Genomic DNA, 20,776 nt, shown 5'->3' with positions numbered 1-20,776 from the left:
AAGAACGAGGGATCTTGATGGTTGGACTTGAACATTACCTGACCGTGGCGGCGGCACTATTCGTCATCGGCATTTTCGGGATATTCCTGAACCGCAAGAATATCATCATCATCCTGATGTCGATCGAGTTGATGCTGCTGTCGGTGAATATCAATCTGGTCGCCTTCTCCTCTTTCCTGAATGATCTGGTGGGGCAAGTCTTTACCATGTTCGTGCTGACCGTGGCGGCTGCTGAGGCGGCCATCGGGTTGGCAATTCTGGTGTGCTTCTTCCGCAATCGCGGCACGATCGATGTCGAAGACGTCAATGTGATGAAAGGCTGAACAGATGGCTGTAACTGTCCTTCTGGCCCCGTTGCTGGGCGCGATCATCGCAGGTCTGTTCTGGCGCGTGATTGGCGAACGTCCGGCCCAGATCATCGCCACCGCGCTTCTGATGCTGTCGGCGCTCTTGTCATGGGTTATCTTCCTGACGCATGACGGGTCTGTCCAGCAGATCACTCTGATGCGCTGGATCGACAGCGGCTCGCTTGTCGGCGACTGGGCGATCCGTCTGGACCGTCTGACGGCAGTGATGTTGATTGTCATCACCACAGTCTCGGCGCTCGTGCATCTGTACAGCTTTGGCTACATGGCGCATGACGATAATTTCCGCGAGAATGAAAGCTATCGGCCCCGTTTTTTCGCGTATTTGTCCCTGTTTACCTTTGCCATGCTGATGCTGGTCACAGCAGATAATCTGGTGCAACTGTTCTTCGGCTGGGAAGGGGTTGGGCTGGCCTCTTACCTGTTGATCGGGTTCTATTTCCGCAAGCAAAGCGCCGGTGCGGCGGCGATGAAAGCGTTTATCGTCAACCGTGTGGGCGATATGGGGCTGATCCTTGCGCTGATGGTGATCTATTTTCTGGTCGACTCGATCCAGTATGATGATCTGTTTGCCGCAGCGCCGATGCTGGCCGAAACCACTGTCAGCTTCCTGTGGACAGACTGGAACGCAGCCAACCTGATCGCGTTTTTGCTGTTTGTAGGGGCGATGGGCAAATCGGCACAACTGTTCCTGCACACATGGTTGCCCGACGCGATGGAAGGGCCGACACCTGTGTCCGCGCTGATCCATGCGGCAACGATGGTCACGGCGGGCGTATTCCTTGTCGCGCGCATGTCGCCACTGATGGAATACACGCCCGAGGTTATGGCGTTTGTGGTGTTCATCGGGGCAATGACTGCGCTGTTCGCAGCAACTGTTGGCCTTGTGCAAAACGACATCAAGCGCGTGATCGCCTATTCGACCTGTTCGCAACTGGGTTTCATGTTCGTCGCGGCAGGTGTGGGCGTCTATTCGGTGGCCATGTTCCACCTGCTGACCCATGCCTTCTTCAAGGCGATGCTGTTTCTTGGGGCAGGGTCCGTGATCCACGGGATGCACCATGAACAGGACATGCGCAATTATGGCGGGTTGCGGCACAAGATGCCCTATACGTTCTACGCCATGCTGATCGGCACACTTGCGATCACCGGGGTGGGCATTCCGCTGACCATGATCGGCTTTGCGGGGTTCGTGTCCAAGGATGCGATCATCGAGTCGACTTTTGCTGCGGGCGCAGGCTATGCGTTCTGGGCGTTGGTGGCCGCAGCGCTGATGACCAGTTTCTATAGCTGGCGGCTGATGTTCCTGACATTCTGGGGCAGCCCGCGCGGTGACAAGCACACACATGAACATGCCCATGAAAGCCCGACTGTCATGCTGGTGCCGCTGGCGGTACTGGCAGTAGGTTCGGTTCTGGCGGGCATGGTGTTCTATGGTCCGTTCTTCGGGTCCACCGATCAGGTGCGCGACTACTTCGGCGCTGCGATTTTCATGGCCGAAGGCAACGACCTTATCTCGGAGGCGCATTATGTGCCGGGCTGGGTCAAGGTGTCGCCCTTCATCGCCATGCTGCTGGGTCTGGGACTGGCTTATATGTTCTACATCCGCGACACGTCGCTGCCCAAGCGCCTGGCCGAGACATTCCCCGGTGCCTATCAGTTCTTGCTGAACAAATGGTATTTCGATGAGGTTTACGAATTCCTGTTTGTGCGCCCAACGAAATTCATGGGGCGGTTCCTGTGGAAAAAAGGCGATGGTGCGGTGATTGATGGCGGCATTAACGGGCTGGCGATGGGGATTGTTCCTTTCATCACCAAACTGGCCGGTCGGGCACAATCCGGCTTTGTGTTTCATTATGCGTTTGCAATGGTTCTGGGGATTGTCGTGATTGTCACCTTTGTCACACTGACAGGGGGGGCAAACTGATGCTGAACCTGCTGTCCATCATCACCTTTACCCCGGCGATTGCTGCGGCCATTCTGGCGATCTTTCTGCGTGGCGAAGATGAAGCAGCCCAGAACAATGCCAAATGGGTCGCACTTGCCGCGACATTGGCGACGTTTGCGGCCTCGCTTATTTTGCTGGTCGGGTTTGACCCGCAAGATACCGGTTTTCAGTTTGTCGAAGAACATGACTGGGTCATGGGCTTCACCTACAAGATGGGGGTGGATGGCATCTCGATCCTGTTCGTGATGCTGACTACATTCCTTATGCCCATCACCATTGGCGCGTGCTGGAATGTGAAGCACCGGGTCAAGGAATACATGATCGCGTTTCTGCTGCTGGAAACGCTGATGATCGGCGTGTTCACCGCGCTCGATCTGGTGCTGTTCTATCTGTTCTTCGAGGCGGGCCTGATCCCGATGTTCCTTATCATTGGCATCTGGGGCGGCAAGGAGCGCATCTATGCCGCGTTCAAGTTCTTCCTCTATACGTTCCTTGGTTCCGTGCTGATGCTGATCGCGATGATCGCAATGTATGTAGATGCGGGCACAACAGATATTCCGACACTGCTTCAGCACCAGTTCAGCACCGAGACGTTCAGCCTTGCTGGCTGGCAGGTGATCGGGGGGCTGCAAACACTGTTGTGGCTGGCGTTCTTTGCGTCCTTCGCTGTGAAGATGCCGATGTGGCCGGTGCATACATGGCTGCCGGATGCCCACGTTCAGGCCCCCACGGCAGGCTCGGTCATTCTGGCGGCAGTGCTGCTGAAAATGGGCGGCTACGGGTTCTTGCGCTTCTCTCTGCCAATGTTTCCGGTGGCCTCTGACATCTTTGCGCCTTTGGTGCTGTGGCTGTCGGCGATTGCCATCGTCTACACATCGTTGGTGGCGCTGATGCAGGACGACATGAAGAAGCTGATCGCCTATTCTTCGGTCGCGCATATGGGCTTTGTGACTATGGGCATCTTTGCGGCCAACCAGCAGGGTCTGGATGGCGCGATTTTCCAGATGATCAGCCACGGCTTCATCTCGGGGGCGCTGTTTCTCGCGGTGGGCGTGATCTATGACCGGATGCACACGCGCGAAATTGCGGCCTATGGCGGGTTGATCAACCGTATGCCGGTTTATGCGGCGGTGTTCTTGCTGTTCACCATGGCGAATGTCGGCCTTCCGGGCACATCTGGCTTTGTTGGCGAATTCCTGACCTTCATGGGTGTGTTTCAGGTCAATACTTGGGTGGCGCTGTTTGCGGCGACCGGTGTGATCCTGTCGGCGGGCTATGCGCTGTGGTTGTTCCGCCGTGTCGTCATGGGCGAGTTGATCAAGGAATCGCTGAAAGGCATCAAGGATATGGACCGCCGCGAAAAGCTGCTGATCGGGCCGCTTGTTGCGATGACGCTGCTCCTTGGGGTGTATCCCGCCCTTGTCACAGATATCATAGGCCCCTCGGTCACTGCGATGGTCGACGGGCATACGCTGGCGTTGCAGGTCCATGAGGCCGCATCTCAGCATGTACAGAACTGAAAGGTCTCGCGATGATCGGAGCTGATCTCTATACGGCGCTGCCCGAAATCGTGCTGGCATTGTTTGCCATGGCGGCGCTGATGGTGGGTGTCTATGGCGGCAAGGACAAGCTGGTAGAGCCAATCCTATGGGCAACTGCGGGGCTGATGGTGTTGCTGGGCCTGCTTGCCGGTTCCAAGGGACTGGAAGCGCAAACCGCCTTCAACGGCATGTATATTGCCGACGCCTTCGCGCATTTCTCGAAAATGCTGATCCTGTTCTCGGCTGCGGTCGTGATGGTCATGGGCCAAAGCTATATGGCCGCGCGGGGCTTGCTGAAATTCGAGTATCCCATCCTGATTGCCTTGTCAGTTGTGGGCATGATGCTGATGGTCTCCTCCGGGGATCTGATCGCACTTTATATGGGGTTAGAGCTGCAATCGCTTGCGCTCTATGTCGTCGCCACGATGAACCGCGACTCGCTGCGCTCGACCGAGGCGGGTTTGAAATACTTTATCCTTGGCGCTTTGGCCTCTGGCTTGCTGCTTTATGGCGCGTCGCTGACCTATGGCTATTCGGGGACAACGCTGTTTGCGGGCATCATCACGACCATTTCGGAAGATGGCATGTCGATTGGCCTGCTGATGGGGCTGGCCTTTATGCTGGCGGGGCTGGCGTTCAAAGTGTCGGCAGTGCCGTTCCACATGTGGACACCCGATGTGTATGAAGGCGCGCCAACGCCCGTGACCGCGTTCTTTGCAACCGCCCCGAAGGTTGCGGCGATTGCGCTGATCGCGCGTGTGGTGCACGATGCCTTTGGGGTGGTGCCCGGCGACTGGACGCAGATTATCGCGTTTCTGGCGGTCGCATCCATGTTTGTGGGGGCAATCGCTGCAATTGGTCAGCGTGATATCAAGCGGCTGATGGCGTATTCCTCTATCACGCATATGGGCTTTGCGCTTGTGGGCCTTGCGGCGGGTACGGCGCAGGGTGTGCAGGGGATGCTGGTCTATATGGCGATCTATGTGACCATGAATATCGGGGTGTTCGCCTTTATTCTGATCATGTCGCGCGATGGAAAACCTGTGGCTGATATCGACAGCCTGCGCCAGTACTCAAAGGCCGAGCCGTTGCGCGCATTGGCACTGCTGGTGCTGATGTTCAGCCTTGCGGGCGTGCCGCCATTGGTCGGCTTCTTCGGCAAATTCTATGTGCTGTGGGCAGCGGTCGAGGCGGGCATGACATGGTTGGCCGTGGCAGGTGTCGTGGCGTCGGTCATCGGCGCGTTCTATTACCTGCGCATCGTCTATTACATGTATTTCGGCGAGGAAGTGGAGCCGATGGACACCGTGCGCGCACCTGTGCAGGCCACGCTTCTGGTGGCTTCGGCGGCGATTATGGTGCTTGGGGTGATTAACCTGTTCGGGATCGAGGGTGCGGCCGCGCTGGCGGCAAACGCTCTTGTCAAGTAACTGGCCCGAAGGCGTCGGGCGGATTGTTCTGCCCGAAATCGACAGCACCAATGCCGAGGCCGCGCGCATCGCACCCAGCCTGTCTGGCCCGACTTGGATTCTGGCCCTGCGCCAGACTAAAGGGCGCGGGCGGCGTGGGCGCGACTGGCGCGACCCGGAAGGCAATTTTGCCGCAACCTATATCACCCGTCCCGGTGGCCCGCCCGATCAGGTGGCGCTGCGGTCCTTTGTGGCCGCGCTTGCGCTGCACGAGGCGCTTCTGACACTGACCGGACGGCCAGAGAGTTTTGCGCTGAAATGGCCCAATGATGTGCTGCTGAATGGCGGCAAGCTGGCAGGTATCTTGCTGGAAAGCATTGGTCACGGTGCGCAGGTCGGCCATCTTGCCATCGGAATCGGCGTCAACCTGCAACACGCCCCCGAGGGCGAGGCGGGCGCGGTTTCCCCTGTCAGCGTGATGTCCGAGACAGGTATCTGCGCTTCGCCAGAGGAATTTCTGGACATTCTGGCACCTGCCTATGCGCGCTGGGACCATCAGTTGGTGACCTATGGCTTTGCGCCCATCCGGCAGGCGTGGCTGACCCGCGCGGCGCGTTTGGGCCAGCCGATTGTCGCGCGAACAGTGACTGAAACGCATGAAGGCACGTTCGAGGGGATCGATGCAACCGGTGCCCTTGTGCTGCGCATGACACATGGCCTGCGTGCCATTCCTGCGGCAGAAGTCTATTTCTCATGATCGGGGGGGCAGGCGTATGCTTCTGACTATTGATTGCGGCAATACCAATACGGTGTTTTCTGTCTGGGACGGGGCGCAGGTTCTGGCCACATGGCGCACCTCGACCGAGCATATGCGCACGGCGGATCAGTATTTTGTGTGGCTGTCCACATTGATGCGGATCAAGGGGGTCGAGTTGGACATCAGCGATGTCATCATCGCCTCGACTGTGCCGCGGGTGGTTTTCAACCTGCGGGTGTTGTGTGACCGTTATTTCAATTGCCGCCCCTTAGTGGTCGGCAAGCCTGAATGCCTGTTGCCTGTGGCACCGCGCGTGGATGACGGGGTTAGGCCCGGTCCCGACCGGCTGGCAAATGCGGCAGGCGCGTTTGAACGCTTTGGCGGCGATGTGGTGGTGGTGGATTTTGGCACCGCCACGAATTTCGATGTGGTGGCCCATGACGGGGCTTATGTGGGCGGGGTGATCGCACCGGGCGTGAACCTGAGCCTTGAGGCGCTGCATCAGGGGGCCGCGGCCCTGCCGCATGTCGATATTTCGCGTCCTGACAAGGTGATTGGCACGAATACGGTTGAATGTATACAGTCGGGCGTGTTTTGGGGCTATATCGGACTGATCGAGGGCATAACTGCGCGGATCAAGGCCGAGTATGGCAGACCGATGACGGTGGTCGGCACAGGCGGGTTGGCGCCGTTATTCGCGCAAGCCGAAACCCTGTTTGACAGGGTCGAGGATGATCTGACATTGCATGGCCTTCGCGTCATTCACGCATATAACAAGATAAACGGTAGCGAGGAGCGACCATGAGCAAAGACAGACTGATCTACCTTCCCCTTGGGGGGGCAGGCGAGGTGGGCATGAACGCCTATGTGTTCGGCTATGGCCCCAAAGGGCGCGAGCGTCTGATCTTGGTGGATCTGGGTGTTACCTTTGCAGATATGGATTCCAGCCCCGGCGTTGATCTGATCCTGCCGGACATCTCGTGGCTGGAAGAACGCCGCGACCGTCTGGAAGCGATCATCATCACCCACGCACATGAAGATCATGTCGGTGCTGTTGGCCTGCTTTGGGACAAGTTGCAGGTGCCGGTCTATGCGCGTGATTTCACGGCACGGATTGCGCGTCTGAAGATGCAGGATGCAGGCCAAGACCCCAAGCAGGTCATCACCGTGGGCAAAGCCCCCGAGGCGCTGGAGTTGGGCCCCTTCCGGGTGCAGTTCTTCCCTGTGGCGCATTCGCTGCCCGAAGCCTCTGGCCTGATCATCGACACGCCAGAAGGGCGGATCGTGCATTCGGGCGATTTCAAAGCCGATGAAACACCCGGTGTGGGCGAGCCGCATGACCCTGCATTGTTGGCGGAAATCGGCCGTACAGGGGTCAAGGCGCTGTTTTGTGACAGCACCAATGTGATGAACCTGCATGAAGGCCGGTCCGAGGCCACGCTGAATGGCCCGATTGCAGATCTGATGCGCGACGCCAAGGGTATGGTCGTGGCCACGACATTCGCGTCAAACGTGGCGCGGCTGAAAACACTGGCAGTGGCCGCACAAGAGGCGGGACGCTCTGTCTGCCTGATGGGCCGCGCAATGCTGCGCATGACGCAAGTGGCCAGAGAGGCGGGCATTCTGACGGATTTCCCGAACACCATCAGCCCGGAAGAAGCAAAATCCATCCCGCGTGAAAACCTGCTACTGATCGTCACCGGATCGCAAGGCGAACGCCGCGCGGCTTCCAGCCAGTTGGCACGTGGCAATTACATGGGGTTGAGCATGAAGGAAGGGGATACATTCCTGTTCTCCTCCATGACGATTCCGGGAAACGAGCGCGAAGTCGGGCGTGTGGTCAACGCGCTGTCGCAGATGGGGGTAGATGTCCTCGATAATTCTGCACGGCTGTACCATGTATCGGGCCATGCCAACCGGCCTGATCTGGTGGCAATGCATGATCTGATTGCGCCCAAGGTGATGATCCCTATGCATGGCGAGCATCGCATGATGCACGAACATGCCAAACTTGCGCTTTCGAGCGGGATGCAGTCTGTTGTCGTGCCCAACGGTTCGGTTCTGGACCTGACCGGCGATGTGCCGGGATTGGTTGATGAAGTGCCGACAGGCCGTATCTATCTGGATGGCAGCCGTTTGATTGGTGCGATGGACGGAATTATCCGCGACCGGATTCGGATGGCCATCGGCGGGCATGTGTTTGTCACTCTTATTCTGGATGAAGAGAATGAGGCGCTTGGCGCACCTTGGGCCGAGATCGCAGGCCTGCGCACAGAAGCGCGCGGCGGGCAGATGCTGAATGAAGTGATCGAGAGCGCGCTGGAAGAGTTTGTCTCGCGCGCGAGCCACAAGGTTCTGGCGGATGACGACAAGCTGAATGACGGGTTGCGGCGCGTCGTGCGTCAGGTGGTGATGGAAGAGATCGGCAAAAAGCCCGAGGTCACGATTGTGGTCAGCCGGCTGCTGAACGACTGAGCGCATCTGATCTGAATGTGGCCTTCGGCCAAGTCTATTGTCAGAAGTGGGGGGCTTTCGCCCCCCCCATGCAGCTTGGCGCTGCATTCCCCCCGAAGATGAGTATTTGACGCAAGAAAATGCGTGCCTAGCGCCAGAGCGGGGCATAGCTTGCAAACAGCCCTTGAAGTTTTGCCAGCAGGCGCAAGCTTGGGGGGCGCGAAGAACTGTGATCTGAAAGGCGCTCGACTGCGACCTCTGGCGGGCAGGGCAGGCGCGAGACGGGGTCGAAATAGCGCGGATAGGCGATGAGCGCCGCATGTGCGAGGGCGGCAAGACTGGGGCGGGCCGTGCGGCGCGCGGGCACCGCGCCCAAGTCACAGGTCAGGCCCCAACCTGCATAGAAGGGCGCGCCAAACGTTGTGACAGGCACCTCTCGCAAAAGCGCCTCGAATCCCATGGTTGAGGTCATCGTCCAAACTGCGTCGACATGCGCGAGCAGTTGGGCGGGATCAGCCTGTTCCAGAACCAGATCGGCATGGCGCAGGGCCTCTGAGGGGGGGATCGCGCCGGGGCGCAGGCCTGCCTCGACGTCGGGATGGGGTTTGTAGAGGATCTGCGCGTCCGGGTTGCGGCGGCGCGTCTCGGCCAGAAGGGCGAGATTGGTACGGATTGTCCCGGCACCCAGCCGGATGGAGGCATCATCTTCGACCTGACCGGGGACAAGGATGCGGTGCCCTTGCGGCAGGTCTGGCAGCGCATGGTCGAGGTTGTATTTGCTGAGCCTCTGCGCGCGGATGCGTTCCACAAGTGCGGTGGCGCGCGCCTCGCCGCCGGGCGGAAGGGGCGCCGCTATGAGCGCTTCAAACCGTGAGTGGGTTGTCGGATCGTAATAGATACCCAGATCATCGGCGACCAATGACAGCGGTGGGGTAAGATCTGCCCCGAGCCCGCGCGAGCGCAAAAAGCCATCCTCGATGCGGATTGCATGCGCTGGCCCATCTGCCATGCCCCAGACCAGCACAGGCTGTTGTGTGCACGGCGTCTTTGCGAAACGCAGCTTTTTCCAGCGCCCGAAGAAAGCCCGCAGATGCGCGCGCTTCCAAAGCCGCATGTTCAGCGCGATATATCCGTGGCGATCTTCACGCCAGGCGCGGGTCTGCGCCTCCAGATGATCGAGCGCGTCCTCGAATGTGCACAGCCGGTCACGGCAGGGATCATACCATGTCGGATAGAGCAGCATGGCCCCTGCGAAAAGCTGTGCGCGGGTCAGTTTGCGTCGGCGGCGGGGATGAGGGGTCTGATCGAGGGTTAGCCCCCAGCCGGCATAAAACGGCAGGCCAAAAACGCGCGGTTTATGGCCCGCGAAAATCGCCTCAAACCCAAGCTGAGAGGATACTGTGTAAACAGCCAATGCCCCTTCCAGCAATTCCCAAGGCGAGATGGGATCGGACAGAAGCGTGATGTGATCTTCCGCTGCATCGGCGGGGGTAAAATGGCCCTGCCTGTGGCCATTCTGCGTTTCAGGGTGGGTGCGGATAATGATACGCGCGCCCGGAAAATCCAGTTGCGCCTGAACCAGCATATCACGAAACAGATGCGGCGACAGCGGGCCATCCAGCCCGCCCTGCGTGAGTGAGGCGTCGCCGCGCACCTGATCGACGACCAGAACATAGCCAGGCGGGGGTGCGGAAAGATCCGGGTCGTGCGCGGCGTATTTTGAAAGCTGAAGCGCCTTTAGCCGCGCCATGCCAAGGCGCGCGCGCTCCAGCAGCGCATGATCATCAAGCGGGTTGGTGGCCAGCAATGTCTCGATATCGGACGGGGTGGCGGGATCATAATGTGCGCCTTGGCCGTCGATCAACAGCCCAAGGGTCGGCTCGCCCGAGCGGCCCGGAAAGAGCGAGCGCAAAAAGGCATCTTCCAGACGTAGGAGTTGCGCGCCGCGGCGGGCGGCAACCCATTCGCCGCGTGCAGCACGTTTGGCATGGCCCCAGACAGCAACCCCGTCACCCTTGCCCGGAAAGCCGATGCGAATCGCAAGTCCGGCCAGTGACAGGATGCGGCGTATGCGTCGCGCTTGCCGACCGGGGCCAAGAAATCCGCCAGAATATGCGTAAAGATTTTCTGGCGGAAGATTTGGCATGTGAGACCGAGACCCTTAGTCGGCAGCGCGTCGGATTGCGCCAGCCGCTGTGAGTGTGCCGGTCAGCGAAGATATCTGACGTGCCCAGACAGCTGATGACGCCTCGGTCACGAAGATCGTATCGCCGTCACGGACCTTGAAGTCGCGTGCGTTGAACATTCCGGTCGGGGCCGTCAGGTCCAGAACATAGACAAAGCGCACATCCGTTACGAATTGACCTATGCCCAGAATTTCAGTCGCAACTTCGGGAATTTCGTCGCGGAAGATAAAGACACCTTTCGGGTCTGCGCGCAGCGGGTCAAGCCCGCCGACCATGGCAATCGCATCAATAGCTGAAATCTGCCGTGTGTCGAAGGTCATTCGATCTGCGCTGCCTGTCGCACCGAGCACAGTGAACGACCGCTGATCCTGACGCAGCAGAATCCGGTCGCCTGCGCGCATGGCAATATCAAGCGAAGGATCGGAATAGATGTCCTGCAACCATGCCGAGTCCTGCCGATTGCCACGCGTGACCAAAACTTGTGCGGTTTCCAGTGGGATGTTCAGGCCGCCCGCTGTTGCGATCATGGAGCTGAGGCGGTTGCTGGCACGGGTTACGGGATAGACGCCTTGTGCGCCAACGCCGCCTGCGACAGACACAGTCGCGCCATCACCGGGTGCGCGGGTTACCATTACCTGAGGATCGGGAGTTTGCTCGTCCAGCGATTGCGTCAGAATGCGGCGCAAAGCGTCAGGGGTGTGGCCAGCAGCGCGTACGCGCCCCGCATAGGGCACAAAGATGAAGCCCGCGTCATCGACCTGCACTTCCTCGATGATGGCATTGTTGGTTCCGGACTGCGCAAGCAGGCCTTCGGGTACATTTTCATACACATTCAAGCGGATCACATCGCCGGGCCGGATCGTATCGCCGCCCATGAGAGCGCCCGCGCGCAGGGCGTGGCTGAAGCCCAAGGCCTGCGGTTTATTTGCGGCCTCGCTGACCCGTTTGTTAACCATGATGATATGCGCATCGCCAGAGCGCATAACAGAACCTTCATAGATTTCTCGTTTGCTGGGTCCGTCGCGTGAAACGGCGCAGGAAGCGACTGCGATCACAGCCGTAACCAGGGCCATCCTGCGGCCCAGGGTAAAAGATTTTGCGAACACTGCTCGGGCTCCTTCTTGGGGTTTGCCTCAGATTTTTTTATTTAACATACAGGGTTCGCGTGAAAACGCCAAGCAGTGAAACGGGTTAGCGCCTATCTGACCATCCGCAACTGTTGCCTTGGTGCCGCTTCTCCGCGGATCAGAGAGGTGTAGGGGTCATCTGCAGCGAGCATCATATCTACCAGATGTCGCATCAACTGGCGTCGCCCACCCAACGAATAGTAGCCACCGGGGATTTGCGACGTTTCCAGCAGGAAATGGCGGTAGTCACGATATGCACGCGCATCGGGGCGCTTAGGTTGCGCAAAAAATGCGCGGATCGACTGATCCGAGACAAATTCAGGCTTGTCATAGACCGCGCGGCCAAAAATCCGCAAGGGCATACCGCGCCACAGCACCTGTTGTGCAGCAGTAGAATTGACCGTCACACCAGAGCGCGCGTGGTTCAAAAGCCGTGCAAGTTTGCCGCCCCGCAGATAATGCACGCGCCCTTCCAGCCCATGCGTTTTGGTCAGATGGCGGATGGTTTCGCGCAGGGGTGCGCGGCCATCTTCGAGGGGGTGTGCTTTGATTACAAGATGGTGGTGCCGTGCTGCGCCGCGTGCGAAACCCGAAAAGACCTTTTCAAGAAATTGCGTTTGCGACTTGAAGGGGCTGTGCGCGCGAAAGCTGCTGTCATGTTCAAGCTGAAGCAGAACAAGATGATAGGGAAAGCCACCGTTGCGCACTCGCCAGCTTTCGATGTGCCGCTCGACCCAATGCAGCGGCATCAGCCACAACCGTTTCATGTACAGGCCAAATTCCTGACTGACCGACAAGTCACGATGGGGGCGGAAATTCCGGTAGCGCTGGTTAAAGGCCATGACACAGAAATGATATAGCGCGCCATAAAAGATGTGCTGGCGCATATCGCCCCAATGTGCGGGCGGATCAGGCAGTTCAAGATCGCATTTTTCCAGCGCCTTGCGCATTTCTGGCAGGTCGATATTCATCAGCGCAGAATTGCCGTTTGCGCCATCGCGTTCATATGTGACCCAATAGGGGCGCAGATACCCTTCCTCGAATATATGGATTGTCACCCCCAAGTCGCGGGCGGCCTTGACCGCTTCGGCATGAACCGGGCGCACATCGCCATAAAGGGCGATGTCAGTGATCTTGTGGTGCTCAATAAGGTCACGGATGCGGCTGGGCCATTGATCCTGTGTCGCGTCAAAGGGGATGTAATGCGCCTTGTCGCGCCAGAAAAATGCATCCCCCTGATTGAAACCGACGCGCCAGACTTCTGCGCCTGCGGCACGCAATCCTTGTGCCAGCCGGTTGAAGAACCAGCCATGTGGCCCTTGCAGGAACAGAAACCGTCTGTTTTCGCCGCTATCGGTCATGAAATCGTTCCAACTCATCTACAACTTTTGTCGGTGCAGCGCCGCGCGACCGTTTGGGCGCGCTTTGATGCTCTGTGCGACACAATGTTAAATAAATGCGGTAGATTTATGGCGCGCTTGTCATCAAGCTGTGGCAGCGTTACCTCTGCCGGGGATGCAGGTTTTGGGAAAGGAACCGAGATGTTCACAGGGATCATTACGGATATTGGTGAAATCCGTGCCTTGAAACAGGAAGGCGACCTGCGCGCGCGCATTGGCACGGGCTATGATATGGCCAGTGTCGATCTGGGCGCATCAATTGCATCGGATGGGGTGTGTCTGACGGTCGTTGCAAAAGGGCCGGACTGGTACGAGGTGCAGGTCTCGGCCGAGACTGTGTCGAAAACCAATCTGGGGGGCTGGACGCTGGGCAAGCGCGTCAATCTGGAACGCGCCCTCAAGGTCGGTGACGAGTTGGGCGGTCATATCGTCTCGGGGCATGTGGATGGCGTGGCCGAGGTGGTTGCCCTGACCGATGAGGGCGGCAGCACGCGGCTGGTGTTTCGCGCACCCGATCATCTGGCGGGATTCATCGCGCCAAAAGGGTCTGTGGCACTCGATGGTACATCGCTAACCGTCAATGAGGTGTCCGGCGCTGAATTTGGCATCAATCTGATCCCGCATACCAAGCAGGTCACAACATGGGGTGACATTGCCTTGGGGGACCGGATCAATCTGGAGATAGACACATTGGCACGCTATGTGGCGCGGCTGCGCGACTGGGAACGCCATGTTGCGAGTGCGTGATGGACATGACACTTGGCGGCGGCGTATGATCGCTGAAAACAAGGCAGATCATGTCCGATCTATTCGACAATGACGACAGTGTAATCGCCCGGCGAGAAGCCGAGGCGCTGATCGTTGATGTTGACGGGTTTGAAGGTCCGCTTGATTTGCTGCTGACGCTGTCGCGCACGCAAAAGGTTGATCTGCGCCGCATCTCAGTGCTGCATCTGGCGGAACAATATCTGGGCTTTGTAGAGCGCGCGCGCTCGTTGCGCATTGAATTGGCCGCCGATTATCTGGTCATGGCCGCGTGGCTGGCCTATCTGAAATCGCGCCTGTTGCTGCCACCCGACCCGTCCGAAGAAGGGCCAAGTGGCGCAGAGCTGGCAGCCCATCTGGCGTTTCAGTTGGAGCGCCTGCAAGCCATGCGAGAGGCGGCAGCCCGGTTGATGGGGCGCGACCAGAAAGGCCGCGATTTCTTCGCGCGCGGTGCACCCGAAGCCTTGGCCGTCAATCGTAAGACATTGTTCGAAGCCAGCCTACTGGATCTGATGCGCGCCTATGCCAGACTGCGCACGCGCGATGAGTTCCGGCCCTATGCCTTTGATCGCTCGGACATCTACCCATATGAGGCAGCACTGGAACGGTTGCGGCAGATGGTGCCGGGGGCAGGGGACTGGACCAGCCTTCAGGCATATCTGCCCGCAGGCTGGCGCGGCGCGCCTGCGCGCAAGCGCTCTGCGATTGCGTCCACGTTTGCCGCGACGTTGGAACTGGCCAAGCAGGGCCAGATCGAATTACGACAGTCCGATACTTTTGCGCCCCTGCATTTGCGGCGCAAGACCGGGCAATGAGGCACGAGATGGAAGATGACACCGAAGCACAGGCGCACAATCCCCGCAGCGCCGAAGACAGCCCCAGCCTGTTTTCTGCCCCCCCCATCGCCGAGCAAGAGCGCATGGTCGAGGCGATCTTGTTTGCCTGCGCGTCACCGCTGACCCTGTCCGAGATATCCGAACGTATGCCGCCGGGCTGTGATCCGGCCGAAGCGCTGGTGCATTTGCGGTCGCGCTATATGGGGCGTGGTGTCAATCTGCTGCGCATCGACGACCGCTATGCCCTGCGCACCGCGCCAGATCTGGGCTGGCTGATGCAGACAGAACGGGTCGAGACGCGCAAACTCTCGCGCGCGGCCATCGAGACGCTTGCTATCATCGCCTATCACCAGCCCGTCACCCGCGCCGAGATCGAGGAGATTCGCGGCGTCGCCGTGTCGCGTGGAACTGTAGACCAGTTGCTTGAACTGGAATGGATCAGGCTTGGGCGCCGCCGGATGACACCGGGGCGTCCGGTGACATTTGTGGTGACGGATGAGTTTCTTGACCATTTCGGGCTGGAAAGTGCGCGTGACTTGCCGGGGCTGAAAGAATTGCGCGAAGCGGGGCTTCTGGACAGCCGTCCGCCACCGGGCCAGTCAGTGATGCCTGATGATGAGGCAGAGGACGGGCCAGAACAGGGTCAGTCTGAACTGTTCGAGGACTGACGCCTTGTAGCCCGCCCAATGTAGGGCTAGGTTTTGCGGCAAGAGTGTAAATCTGTCAGGATCATTATGCCCATACGCAACCGTTTCGCCGAATTGCTGCCCGAGATCACGGAATGGCGGCGTGATTTTCACGCGCACCCGGAATTGCAGTTTGAATGCCACCGCACGGCGCAGATCGTGGCCGAAAAATTGCGGGATTTCGGGTGTGATGAGGTGATCGAGAAGATCGGCGTAACCGGGCTTGTGGGGCTAATTCATGGGCGCAGCCGTGCCTCTGGCCGGGTGGTGGGACTGCGCGCGGATATGGACGCGCTGCCGATCATGGAGGCGACGGGCAAACCCTATACATCCATTCACCATGGCAAGATGCATGCCTGTGGTCATGACGGGCACACGGCAATGCTGCTGGGCGCTGCCAAATACCTGTGCGAAACGCGCAATTTCGATGGCACTGTTGCCGTCATCTTCCAACCCGCCGAAGAAGGCGGGGCGGGGGCCAAGGTGATGTGTGACGCGGGGCTGATGGCGCGGTTTGGCATTCAGGAAGTCTATGCCATGCACAATCGCCCCGGCCACGGCTTGGGTGAGTTCAACATTCGCGCAGGCGCTTTCTACGCCGCGTGTGACGAGTTTCGCATCACGGTTGAGGGGCTGGGCGGACACGCCGCCAAGCCGCACGCGACCATCGACCCGACTGTTGCTGCCAGCCACCTTATTCTGGCGTTGCAAACCATCGCCAGCCGCAATGCAGACCCGACACAGAATATCGTGCTGTCAGTCTGCGGGGTACGCACCGAGTCGCAGGCGTATAATGTCATTCCACAACGGGTGGAGTTGCGTGGTACCATCCGCACCCATGATGCCGGTTTGCGCAAACTGGCAGAGACGCGGCTTCATGCCGTGGCGCAAGGGACCGCGGCGGCATTTAGCGCGTCAGCCGAAGTGGAGTTTGTCGAAGGCTATCCCGTCATGGTCAACCACGAGGCCGAAACCAAGATTGCGCGCGACGTGGCATTGGAGGTGTCCAACCAATGCCTTGAAGCGGGATTTAATATGGGGGGTGAGGATTTCTCCTACATGCTCGAAGAGCGCCCCGGTGCCTATATTGTGCTTGGCGCAGGCGAGGGGGCAGGGCTGCACCATCCGGAATATGATTTCAACGATGAGATAATTCCCTATGGTTGCAGTTGGTTCGTGGGGATCGTGGAAACCCGCCTTTCCGTGTGATTTGTCACACATTACGCCCTGCGCGGCAGTGTTGCCTTGAGTGACGCTTCACATATCCTGTGCGTGCCCAAATCGGTTTGAGTCGCTTTGATGTGTGAATTTTCCGGCGTCGATGTGCAGAAAATTTCAGAGTTTTACTCGTATAAACAAATAATTGACCTTGGTTTTTCACCAAGATGTGTTTCTGGGTTGACTCCTTTGTGTTGTCGCAGTCCACTCACCCTATGGGACGCGCCACATAGCCTAAAACAGGCGTGGCTACAGAACCCTTTTGCTGCACCGAAATAGCAGCGTTTCACATGGAGGAATACATGAACAAACCGTTTACAGCAGGACTGGTTGCCGCAGGTATAATGATGGGGACGACTGCGCTTGCGCAAGAAACCTTTATCTCTATCGGCACTGGCGGCGTAACTGGCGTCTACTACCCCGCAGGTGGCGCGATTTGCCGTCTGGTGAACCGCGACCGTGCCGAGCATGGCATCCGCTGTGGTGTGGAATCAACCGGTGGGTCGATCTTCAACATCAACGCGATCCGTTCGGGCGAGCTGGAATTTGGCGTTGCGCAATCCGACTGGCAGTTCCACGCTTACAATGGCAGCTCCAGCTTTGAAGAAGATGGCGCGTTTGAAGGTCTGCGCGCAGTCTTCTCGCTGCACCCGGAGCCGTTTACTGTCGTGGCACGGGCTGATTCCGGGATCACCACATTCGATGATCTGGAAGGCAAGCGCGTCAATATCGGCAATCCAGGGTCCGGCCAGCGCGGCACAATGGATGTCGTGATGGAAGCAATGGGCTGGACGCTTGACACCTTTGCGCAAGCCACAGAATTGCCACCAGCCGAGCAGTCCTTGGCACTGTGCGACAACAATGTCGATGCTATCGTCTATACTGTCGGACACCCATCCGGTGCGATTCAGGAAGCAACCACCGCCTGCGACACAGTTCTGGTGAATGTCGATAACGACGCGATCCGCGAACTGGTTGGCGAGCGTGACTATTACCGCATGGCCACCATTCCGGGCGGCATGTATCGCGGCACAGATGAGGACATCACCACCTTTGGTGTCGGTGCCACATTTGTCAGCTCGGACGAGGTCAGCGAAGAAGTTGGCTATCAGGTCACACGTGCGATTTTCGAGAACCTTGATCAGTTCACCGCACTGCACCCCGCATTGGCAAACCTCGATCCAAGCGAAATGGTCAGCGATGGTCTGTCAGCGCCACTGCATCCCGGCTCCGAGCGGTATTTCCGCGAAGCTGGTTTGATCGAGTGATCCGACCTACCTAACCTGTTGCGCGGCGCGTTATGACGCGCCGCGCAACTATGTTGTGACTGCAAGATTAAATAACAATCAGCATCAATGGGGGACAGGCGTATGTCGACTGCGCAAAAGCCGGAAGCTCGGCAATTCTCGGATGATGAATTGCAGGATCTCGTCGCCAGCACGGATTCGGGTGGACGCGCCCCGGAAAACCGCGCCGTTGCCATTTTGATCGCATCGGTAGCGTTTTTATGGTCCGCCTTTCAAATCTGGATTGCCGATCCGCAGTTTCAGTTTGCGCAGAATATTCCCTACCTGCGGGTCATCGGGTCAGACATGACGCGGCCCATGCACCTGACATTCGCGCTGTTTCTGGCCTTCCTTGCATATCCTGCATTCAAAAGCTCTCCACGGCGCTACATCCCGCTATATGATTGGGCGCTCGCCTTTATCGCTGCGGGGTCTGTCTTTTATATCTTCTGGTTCTCACGCGAGATTTCCGGCTCGGCGCGGCAAGGCCGGCTGACGCAATTGCAAACCGCAGATGTGCCCATCCTCAACAATTTTGAGGGTTTGATTGGCCCTGTTATCTTTCCCCAGATCATTATTGGCACGATTGGCCTTGTCTTGTTGCTGGAGGCGTCGCGCCGCGCGCTTGGCCCCGCGCTGACAATCGTGGGCAGTATTTTTCTTGCCTACAGCTATTTTGGCCAAGGTTGGCTGATCCCGGATCTGATCGCGCATGAAGGGCGCAGCTTCAACGGCATCATCAACACACAATGGCTGTCCACCGAAGGGGTATTCGGCATTCCATTGGGGGTATCGACCGCATTTGTGTTCCTGTTCGTGTTGTTTGGCGCATTGCTGGATAAGGCGGGGGCGGGCAACTACTTCATCAAGCTGGCCTTTGCCGGGCTTGGCCACCTGCGCGGCGGGCCTGCGAAAGCTGCGGTTGTCGGGTCTGGCGCGACGGGTCTGATTTCCGGGTCATCCATCGCAAATGTTGTGACCACAGGTACATTCACCATTCCCTTGATGAAGCGCGTGGGCTTCACCTCTGAAAAGGCGGGCGCGGTTGAGGTGTCATCATCGGTCAATGGCCAGATCATGCCGCCTGTCATGGGCGCTGCTGCGTTCCTGATGGTCGAATTTGTCGGTATCTCGTATCTGGAGGTTATCAAGCACGCGTTCATTCCGGCCGTGATTTCTTATATCGCGCTGGTCTATATCGTGCATCTCGAAGCGTTGAAGAATGGCATTCCCGCGCTTGGCAAAGGGGCCAGCCTGCTGACAATGGCGTGGAAAACCGCGCTTGGCTTTGTCATTGCGGGGGTGGCTTTCTACAGCGTGATCGCCGCAGTCGATTTCTTGCGCGCCACTGCGCCTGCCATCGCGGGCACCATCACGATATTGGCGCTGCTTGGGGTTTATCTTGGGTGTCTCTGGGTTGGATCGAAGCGGCCAGATCTGGAACTGGATGACCCGAAAGAGAAGGAAATCAAGCTGCCGGTGATGCGCGACGTCTTTCCGACGGGGCTGCATTATCTGTTGCCGATCATAATTCTGATCTGGTTCCTGATGGTCGAGCGGCAATCACCTGCGAAATCGGCCTATTTCGCGGTCATGACGATGCTGTTCATCATCCTGACCCAGCGGCCCCTGAAGGCGCTGTTTCGCGGCCAGACGGACCTGATTGCGCAGTTTCGTCAGGGGGTAACAGATCTTGTCGAGGGCATGATCGCGGGCGCACGCAATATGATCGGCATTGCCGTTGCAACAGGTGCGGCGGGTGTGATCGTGGCGACTGTGACGCGCACGCCAATTGGCACCGAACTTGCCGGGCTGGTCGAGATGCTGGCGCTTGGCAACCTGTTCCTGATGCTGGTTCTGGTGGGGCTGTTCTCGCTGGTTCTGGGGTTAGGGCTGCCGACAACGGCGAATTACATTGTGGTGTCGTCGCTGATGGCGACTGTGGTTGTCAGCTTGGGCGCACAAGAAGGGCTGATCGTGCCCTTGATCGCGGCGCATTTGTTCGTGTTCTATTTCGGGCTTATGGCAGATGTCACGCCGCCGGTAGGGCTGGCCAGTTTCGCGGCCTCGGCTGTGTCGGGGGGCGATCCGATCAAGACCGGCTTTCAGGCGTTCTTCTACAGCCTGCGCACGCTCGCGCTGCCGTTCCTGTTTATCTATAATCCGACACTTATCCTTTACGGCGTCGATTTGGGCACAGCGGCCGGGATGATGCAGGCGGTGTTCATCTTTGTGATTGCCACCTTTGCGATGCTTCTATTCGCGGCCGCCACGCAGGGCTATTTCCTTGCGCGGTCCAAATTGTACGAATCAGCAGCATTGTTGCTTGTAGCCTTTACGCTGTTTGTGCCGAATTTCTGGCTGGACCGCGTGCAGCCAGAATTCAACCGCCTGTCCGGTCTGGAATTCGAGCAAGTGCTGGAACAGGCCGACACAGGCGATCAGTTGCGGCTAGAGGTGACAGGGCCGGATTTCAACACCGGACAAATGCGATCTGTTACGCTGGTGCTTGATGTGGATGAGACCGCACCCGATGCGCGTGTCGGGCAGACGGGACTGTTCCTGATGCCAGAATCTGACCGTATGGTGCTGGACGAGCCTATGTTCGGCTCTCCGTTCCAGCGCTCGTTGGGGGATTTCGACTTCTATGGCAGCGAACCGGTTGAACTGTCTGCGGTGTTGCGCCCGGCAGATCGCGTGCCAGAGCAACTGTTCTATATTCCGGCGTTGCTGCTGTTGTTCGGCGTGATCTTGCTGCAACGTCGGCGTCAGACAGTGCCTGCATTCTAAACCATCGG

Annotated in this window: 16 protein-coding genes; 13 read left to right on the top strand and 3 right to left on the bottom strand. The window is 58.5% G+C overall.

Annotation, left to right across the window (positions count from 1 at the left end):
* Positions 1 to 17 precede the first annotated feature (17 nt).
* Genes nuoK through BD293_RS07885 form a run of 7 tightly spaced genes read left to right on the top strand, consistent with a single transcriptional unit; the run spans position 18 to position 8,495 of the window.
* Entirely contained in the window at positions 18 to 323 is a 306-nt protein-coding gene (gene nuoK, locus BD293_RS07915; protein WP_071468931.1) for an NADH-quinone oxidoreductase subunit NuoK, read from the top strand.
* 4 nt (positions 324 to 327) lie between these two features.
* Positions 328 to 2,292: an NADH-quinone oxidoreductase subunit L gene (nuoL, locus tag BD293_RS07910; RefSeq protein WP_142080637.1), complete on the top strand. Its 1,965-nt coding sequence runs from the start codon at positions 328 to 330 to the stop codon at positions 2,290 to 2,292.
* Complete coding sequence (locus BD293_RS07905; protein WP_142080636.1) at positions 2,292 to 3,833, top strand: NADH-quinone oxidoreductase subunit M; 1,542 nt, start codon at positions 2,292 to 2,294, stop codon at positions 3,831 to 3,833. The genes nuoL and BD293_RS07905 overlap by 1 nt, the downstream gene beginning before the upstream one ends.
* A gap of 11 nt (positions 3,834 to 3,844) precedes the next feature.
* Positions 3,845 to 5,284, top strand: a complete 1,440-nt coding sequence (gene nuoN / locus BD293_RS07900) for an NADH-quinone oxidoreductase subunit NuoN (RefSeq protein WP_142080635.1) — start codon at positions 3,845 to 3,847, stop codon at positions 5,282 to 5,284.
* Complete coding sequence (locus BD293_RS07895) at positions 5,274 to 6,020, top strand: biotin--[acetyl-CoA-carboxylase] ligase (RefSeq protein ID WP_142080634.1); 747 nt, start codon at positions 5,274 to 5,276, stop codon at positions 6,018 to 6,020. Before nuoN ends, BD293_RS07895 begins: the two co-directional genes overlap by 11 nt.
* A 16-nt stretch (positions 6,021 to 6,036) precedes the next feature.
* Complete coding sequence (locus tag BD293_RS07890; protein WP_142080633.1) at positions 6,037 to 6,825, top strand: type III pantothenate kinase; 789 nt, start codon at positions 6,037 to 6,039, stop codon at positions 6,823 to 6,825.
* A complete protein-coding gene (locus BD293_RS07885; RefSeq protein WP_142080632.1) occupies positions 6,822 to 8,495 on the top strand; it encodes a ribonuclease J in 1,674 nt (557 codons plus the stop codon). Before BD293_RS07890 ends, BD293_RS07885 begins: the two co-directional genes overlap by 4 nt.
* Before the next feature lie 127 nt (positions 8,496 to 8,622).
* On the opposite strand, the gene BD293_RS07880 is transcribed toward BD293_RS07885, so the two are convergent.
* From BD293_RS07880 to BD293_RS07870, 3 genes are all read right to left on the bottom strand, one after another.
* Complete coding sequence (locus tag BD293_RS07880; RefSeq protein WP_142080631.1) at positions 8,623 to 10,620, bottom strand: capsular polysaccharide biosynthesis protein; 1,998 nt, start codon at positions 10,618 to 10,620, stop codon at positions 8,623 to 8,625.
* A 15-nt stretch (positions 10,621 to 10,635) separates the two neighbouring features.
* Positions 10,636 to 11,643, bottom strand: a complete 1,008-nt coding sequence (locus BD293_RS07875) for a polysaccharide biosynthesis/export family protein (RefSeq protein ID WP_246086247.1) — start codon at positions 11,641 to 11,643, stop codon at positions 10,636 to 10,638.
* Between the two features lie 215 nt (positions 11,644 to 11,858).
* On the bottom strand, positions 11,859 to 13,166 hold the full coding sequence (locus BD293_RS07870; RefSeq protein ID WP_246086246.1) for a capsule biosynthesis protein: 1,308 nt from the start codon (positions 13,164 to 13,166) through the stop codon (positions 11,859 to 11,861).
* Between the two features lie 162 nt (positions 13,167 to 13,328).
* On the opposite strand from BD293_RS07870, the gene BD293_RS07865 reads away from it, so the two are divergent.
* From BD293_RS07865 to BD293_RS07840, 6 genes are all read left to right on the top strand, one after another.
* Positions 13,329 to 13,934: a riboflavin synthase gene (locus BD293_RS07865; protein WP_142080629.1), complete on the top strand. Its 606-nt coding sequence runs from the start codon at positions 13,329 to 13,331 to the stop codon at positions 13,932 to 13,934.
* Between the two features lie 50 nt (positions 13,935 to 13,984).
* Positions 13,985 to 14,767 (top strand): segregation and condensation protein A, encoded by a 783-nt coding sequence (locus BD293_RS07860; protein ID WP_142080628.1) that lies wholly within the window; start codon positions 13,985 to 13,987, stop codon positions 14,765 to 14,767.
* 8 nt (positions 14,768 to 14,775) lie between these two features.
* Positions 14,776 to 15,456, top strand: coding sequence for an SMC-Scp complex subunit ScpB (scpB, locus tag BD293_RS07855; RefSeq protein ID WP_142080627.1), 681 nt, complete (start codon positions 14,776 to 14,778; stop codon positions 15,454 to 15,456).
* A 66-nt stretch (positions 15,457 to 15,522) separates the two neighbouring features.
* On the top strand, positions 15,523 to 16,683 hold the full coding sequence (locus tag BD293_RS07850) for a M20 aminoacylase family protein (protein WP_142080626.1): 1,161 nt from the start codon (positions 15,523 to 15,525) through the stop codon (positions 16,681 to 16,683).
* 311 nt (positions 16,684 to 16,994) lie between these two features.
* Positions 16,995 to 17,960 carry a TAXI family TRAP transporter solute-binding subunit gene (locus BD293_RS07845; RefSeq protein ID WP_142080625.1) on the top strand — a complete coding sequence of 322 codons (966 nt, stop codon included), beginning with the start codon at positions 16,995 to 16,997 and terminating at the stop codon, positions 17,958 to 17,960.
* Positions 17,961 to 18,062: 102 nt separating this feature from the next.
* The gene (locus BD293_RS07840; protein ID WP_142080624.1) at positions 18,063 to 20,768 is read left to right on the top strand and encodes a TRAP transporter permease; all 2,706 of its coding nucleotides are present in this window, start codon (positions 18,063 to 18,065) and stop codon (positions 20,766 to 20,768) included.
* Positions 20,769 to 20,776 lie beyond the last annotated feature (8 nt).

Origin of the sequence: Roseinatronobacter monicus, assembly GCF_006716865.1 — a bacterium.
Classification (GTDB): domain Bacteria; phylum Pseudomonadota; class Alphaproteobacteria; order Rhodobacterales; family Rhodobacteraceae; genus Roseinatronobacter; species Roseinatronobacter monicus.
Note: the sequence above shows the minus strand (reverse complement) of the source record. Positions and strands in the feature narration are given on the sequence as shown.

Bases quoted from the DNA above. Each gene is read 5' to 3' on its own strand.
- BD293_RS07885 (WP_142080632.1), top strand. From the start codon at position 6,822: ATGAGCAAAGACAGACTGATCTACCTTCCCCTTGGGGGGGCAGGCGAG.
- BD293_RS07860 (WP_142080628.1), top strand. From the start codon at position 13,985: ATGTCCGATCTATTCGACAATGACGACAGTGTAATCGCCCGGCGAGAA.
- BD293_RS07880 (WP_142080631.1), bottom strand. From the start codon at position 10,620: ATGCCAAATCTTCCGCCAGAAAATCTTTACGCATATTCTGGCGGATTT.
- scpB (WP_142080627.1), top strand. From the start codon at position 14,776: ATGGAAGATGACACCGAAGCACAGGCGCACAATCCCCGCAGCGCCGAA.
- BD293_RS07905 (WP_142080636.1), top strand. From the start codon at position 2,292: ATGCTGAACCTGCTGTCCATCATCACCTTTACCCCGGCGATTGCTGCG.
- BD293_RS07865 (WP_142080629.1), top strand. From the start codon at position 13,329: ATGTTCACAGGGATCATTACGGATATTGGTGAAATCCGTGCCTTGAAA.
- BD293_RS07890 (WP_142080633.1), top strand. From the start codon at position 6,037: ATGCTTCTGACTATTGATTGCGGCAATACCAATACGGTGTTTTCTGTC.
- BD293_RS07870 (WP_246086246.1), bottom strand. From the start codon at position 13,166: ATGAGTTGGAACGATTTCATGACCGATAGCGGCGAAAACAGACGGTTT.
- BD293_RS07850 (WP_142080626.1), top strand. From the start codon at position 15,523: ATGCCCATACGCAACCGTTTCGCCGAATTGCTGCCCGAGATCACGGAA.
- nuoN (WP_142080635.1), top strand. From the start codon at position 3,845: ATGATCGGAGCTGATCTCTATACGGCGCTGCCCGAAATCGTGCTGGCA.
- BD293_RS07875 (WP_246086247.1), bottom strand. From the start codon at position 11,643: ATGCGCTCTGGCGATGCGCATATCATCATGGTTAACAAACGGGTCAGC.
- BD293_RS07845 (WP_142080625.1), top strand. From the start codon at position 16,995: ATGAACAAACCGTTTACAGCAGGACTGGTTGCCGCAGGTATAATGATG.
- nuoL (WP_142080637.1), top strand. From the start codon at position 328: ATGGCTGTAACTGTCCTTCTGGCCCCGTTGCTGGGCGCGATCATCGCA.
- BD293_RS07840 (WP_142080624.1), top strand. From the start codon at position 18,063: ATGTCGACTGCGCAAAAGCCGGAAGCTCGGCAATTCTCGGATGATGAA.
- nuoK (WP_071468931.1), top strand. From the start codon at position 18: ATGGTTGGACTTGAACATTACCTGACCGTGGCGGCGGCACTATTCGTC.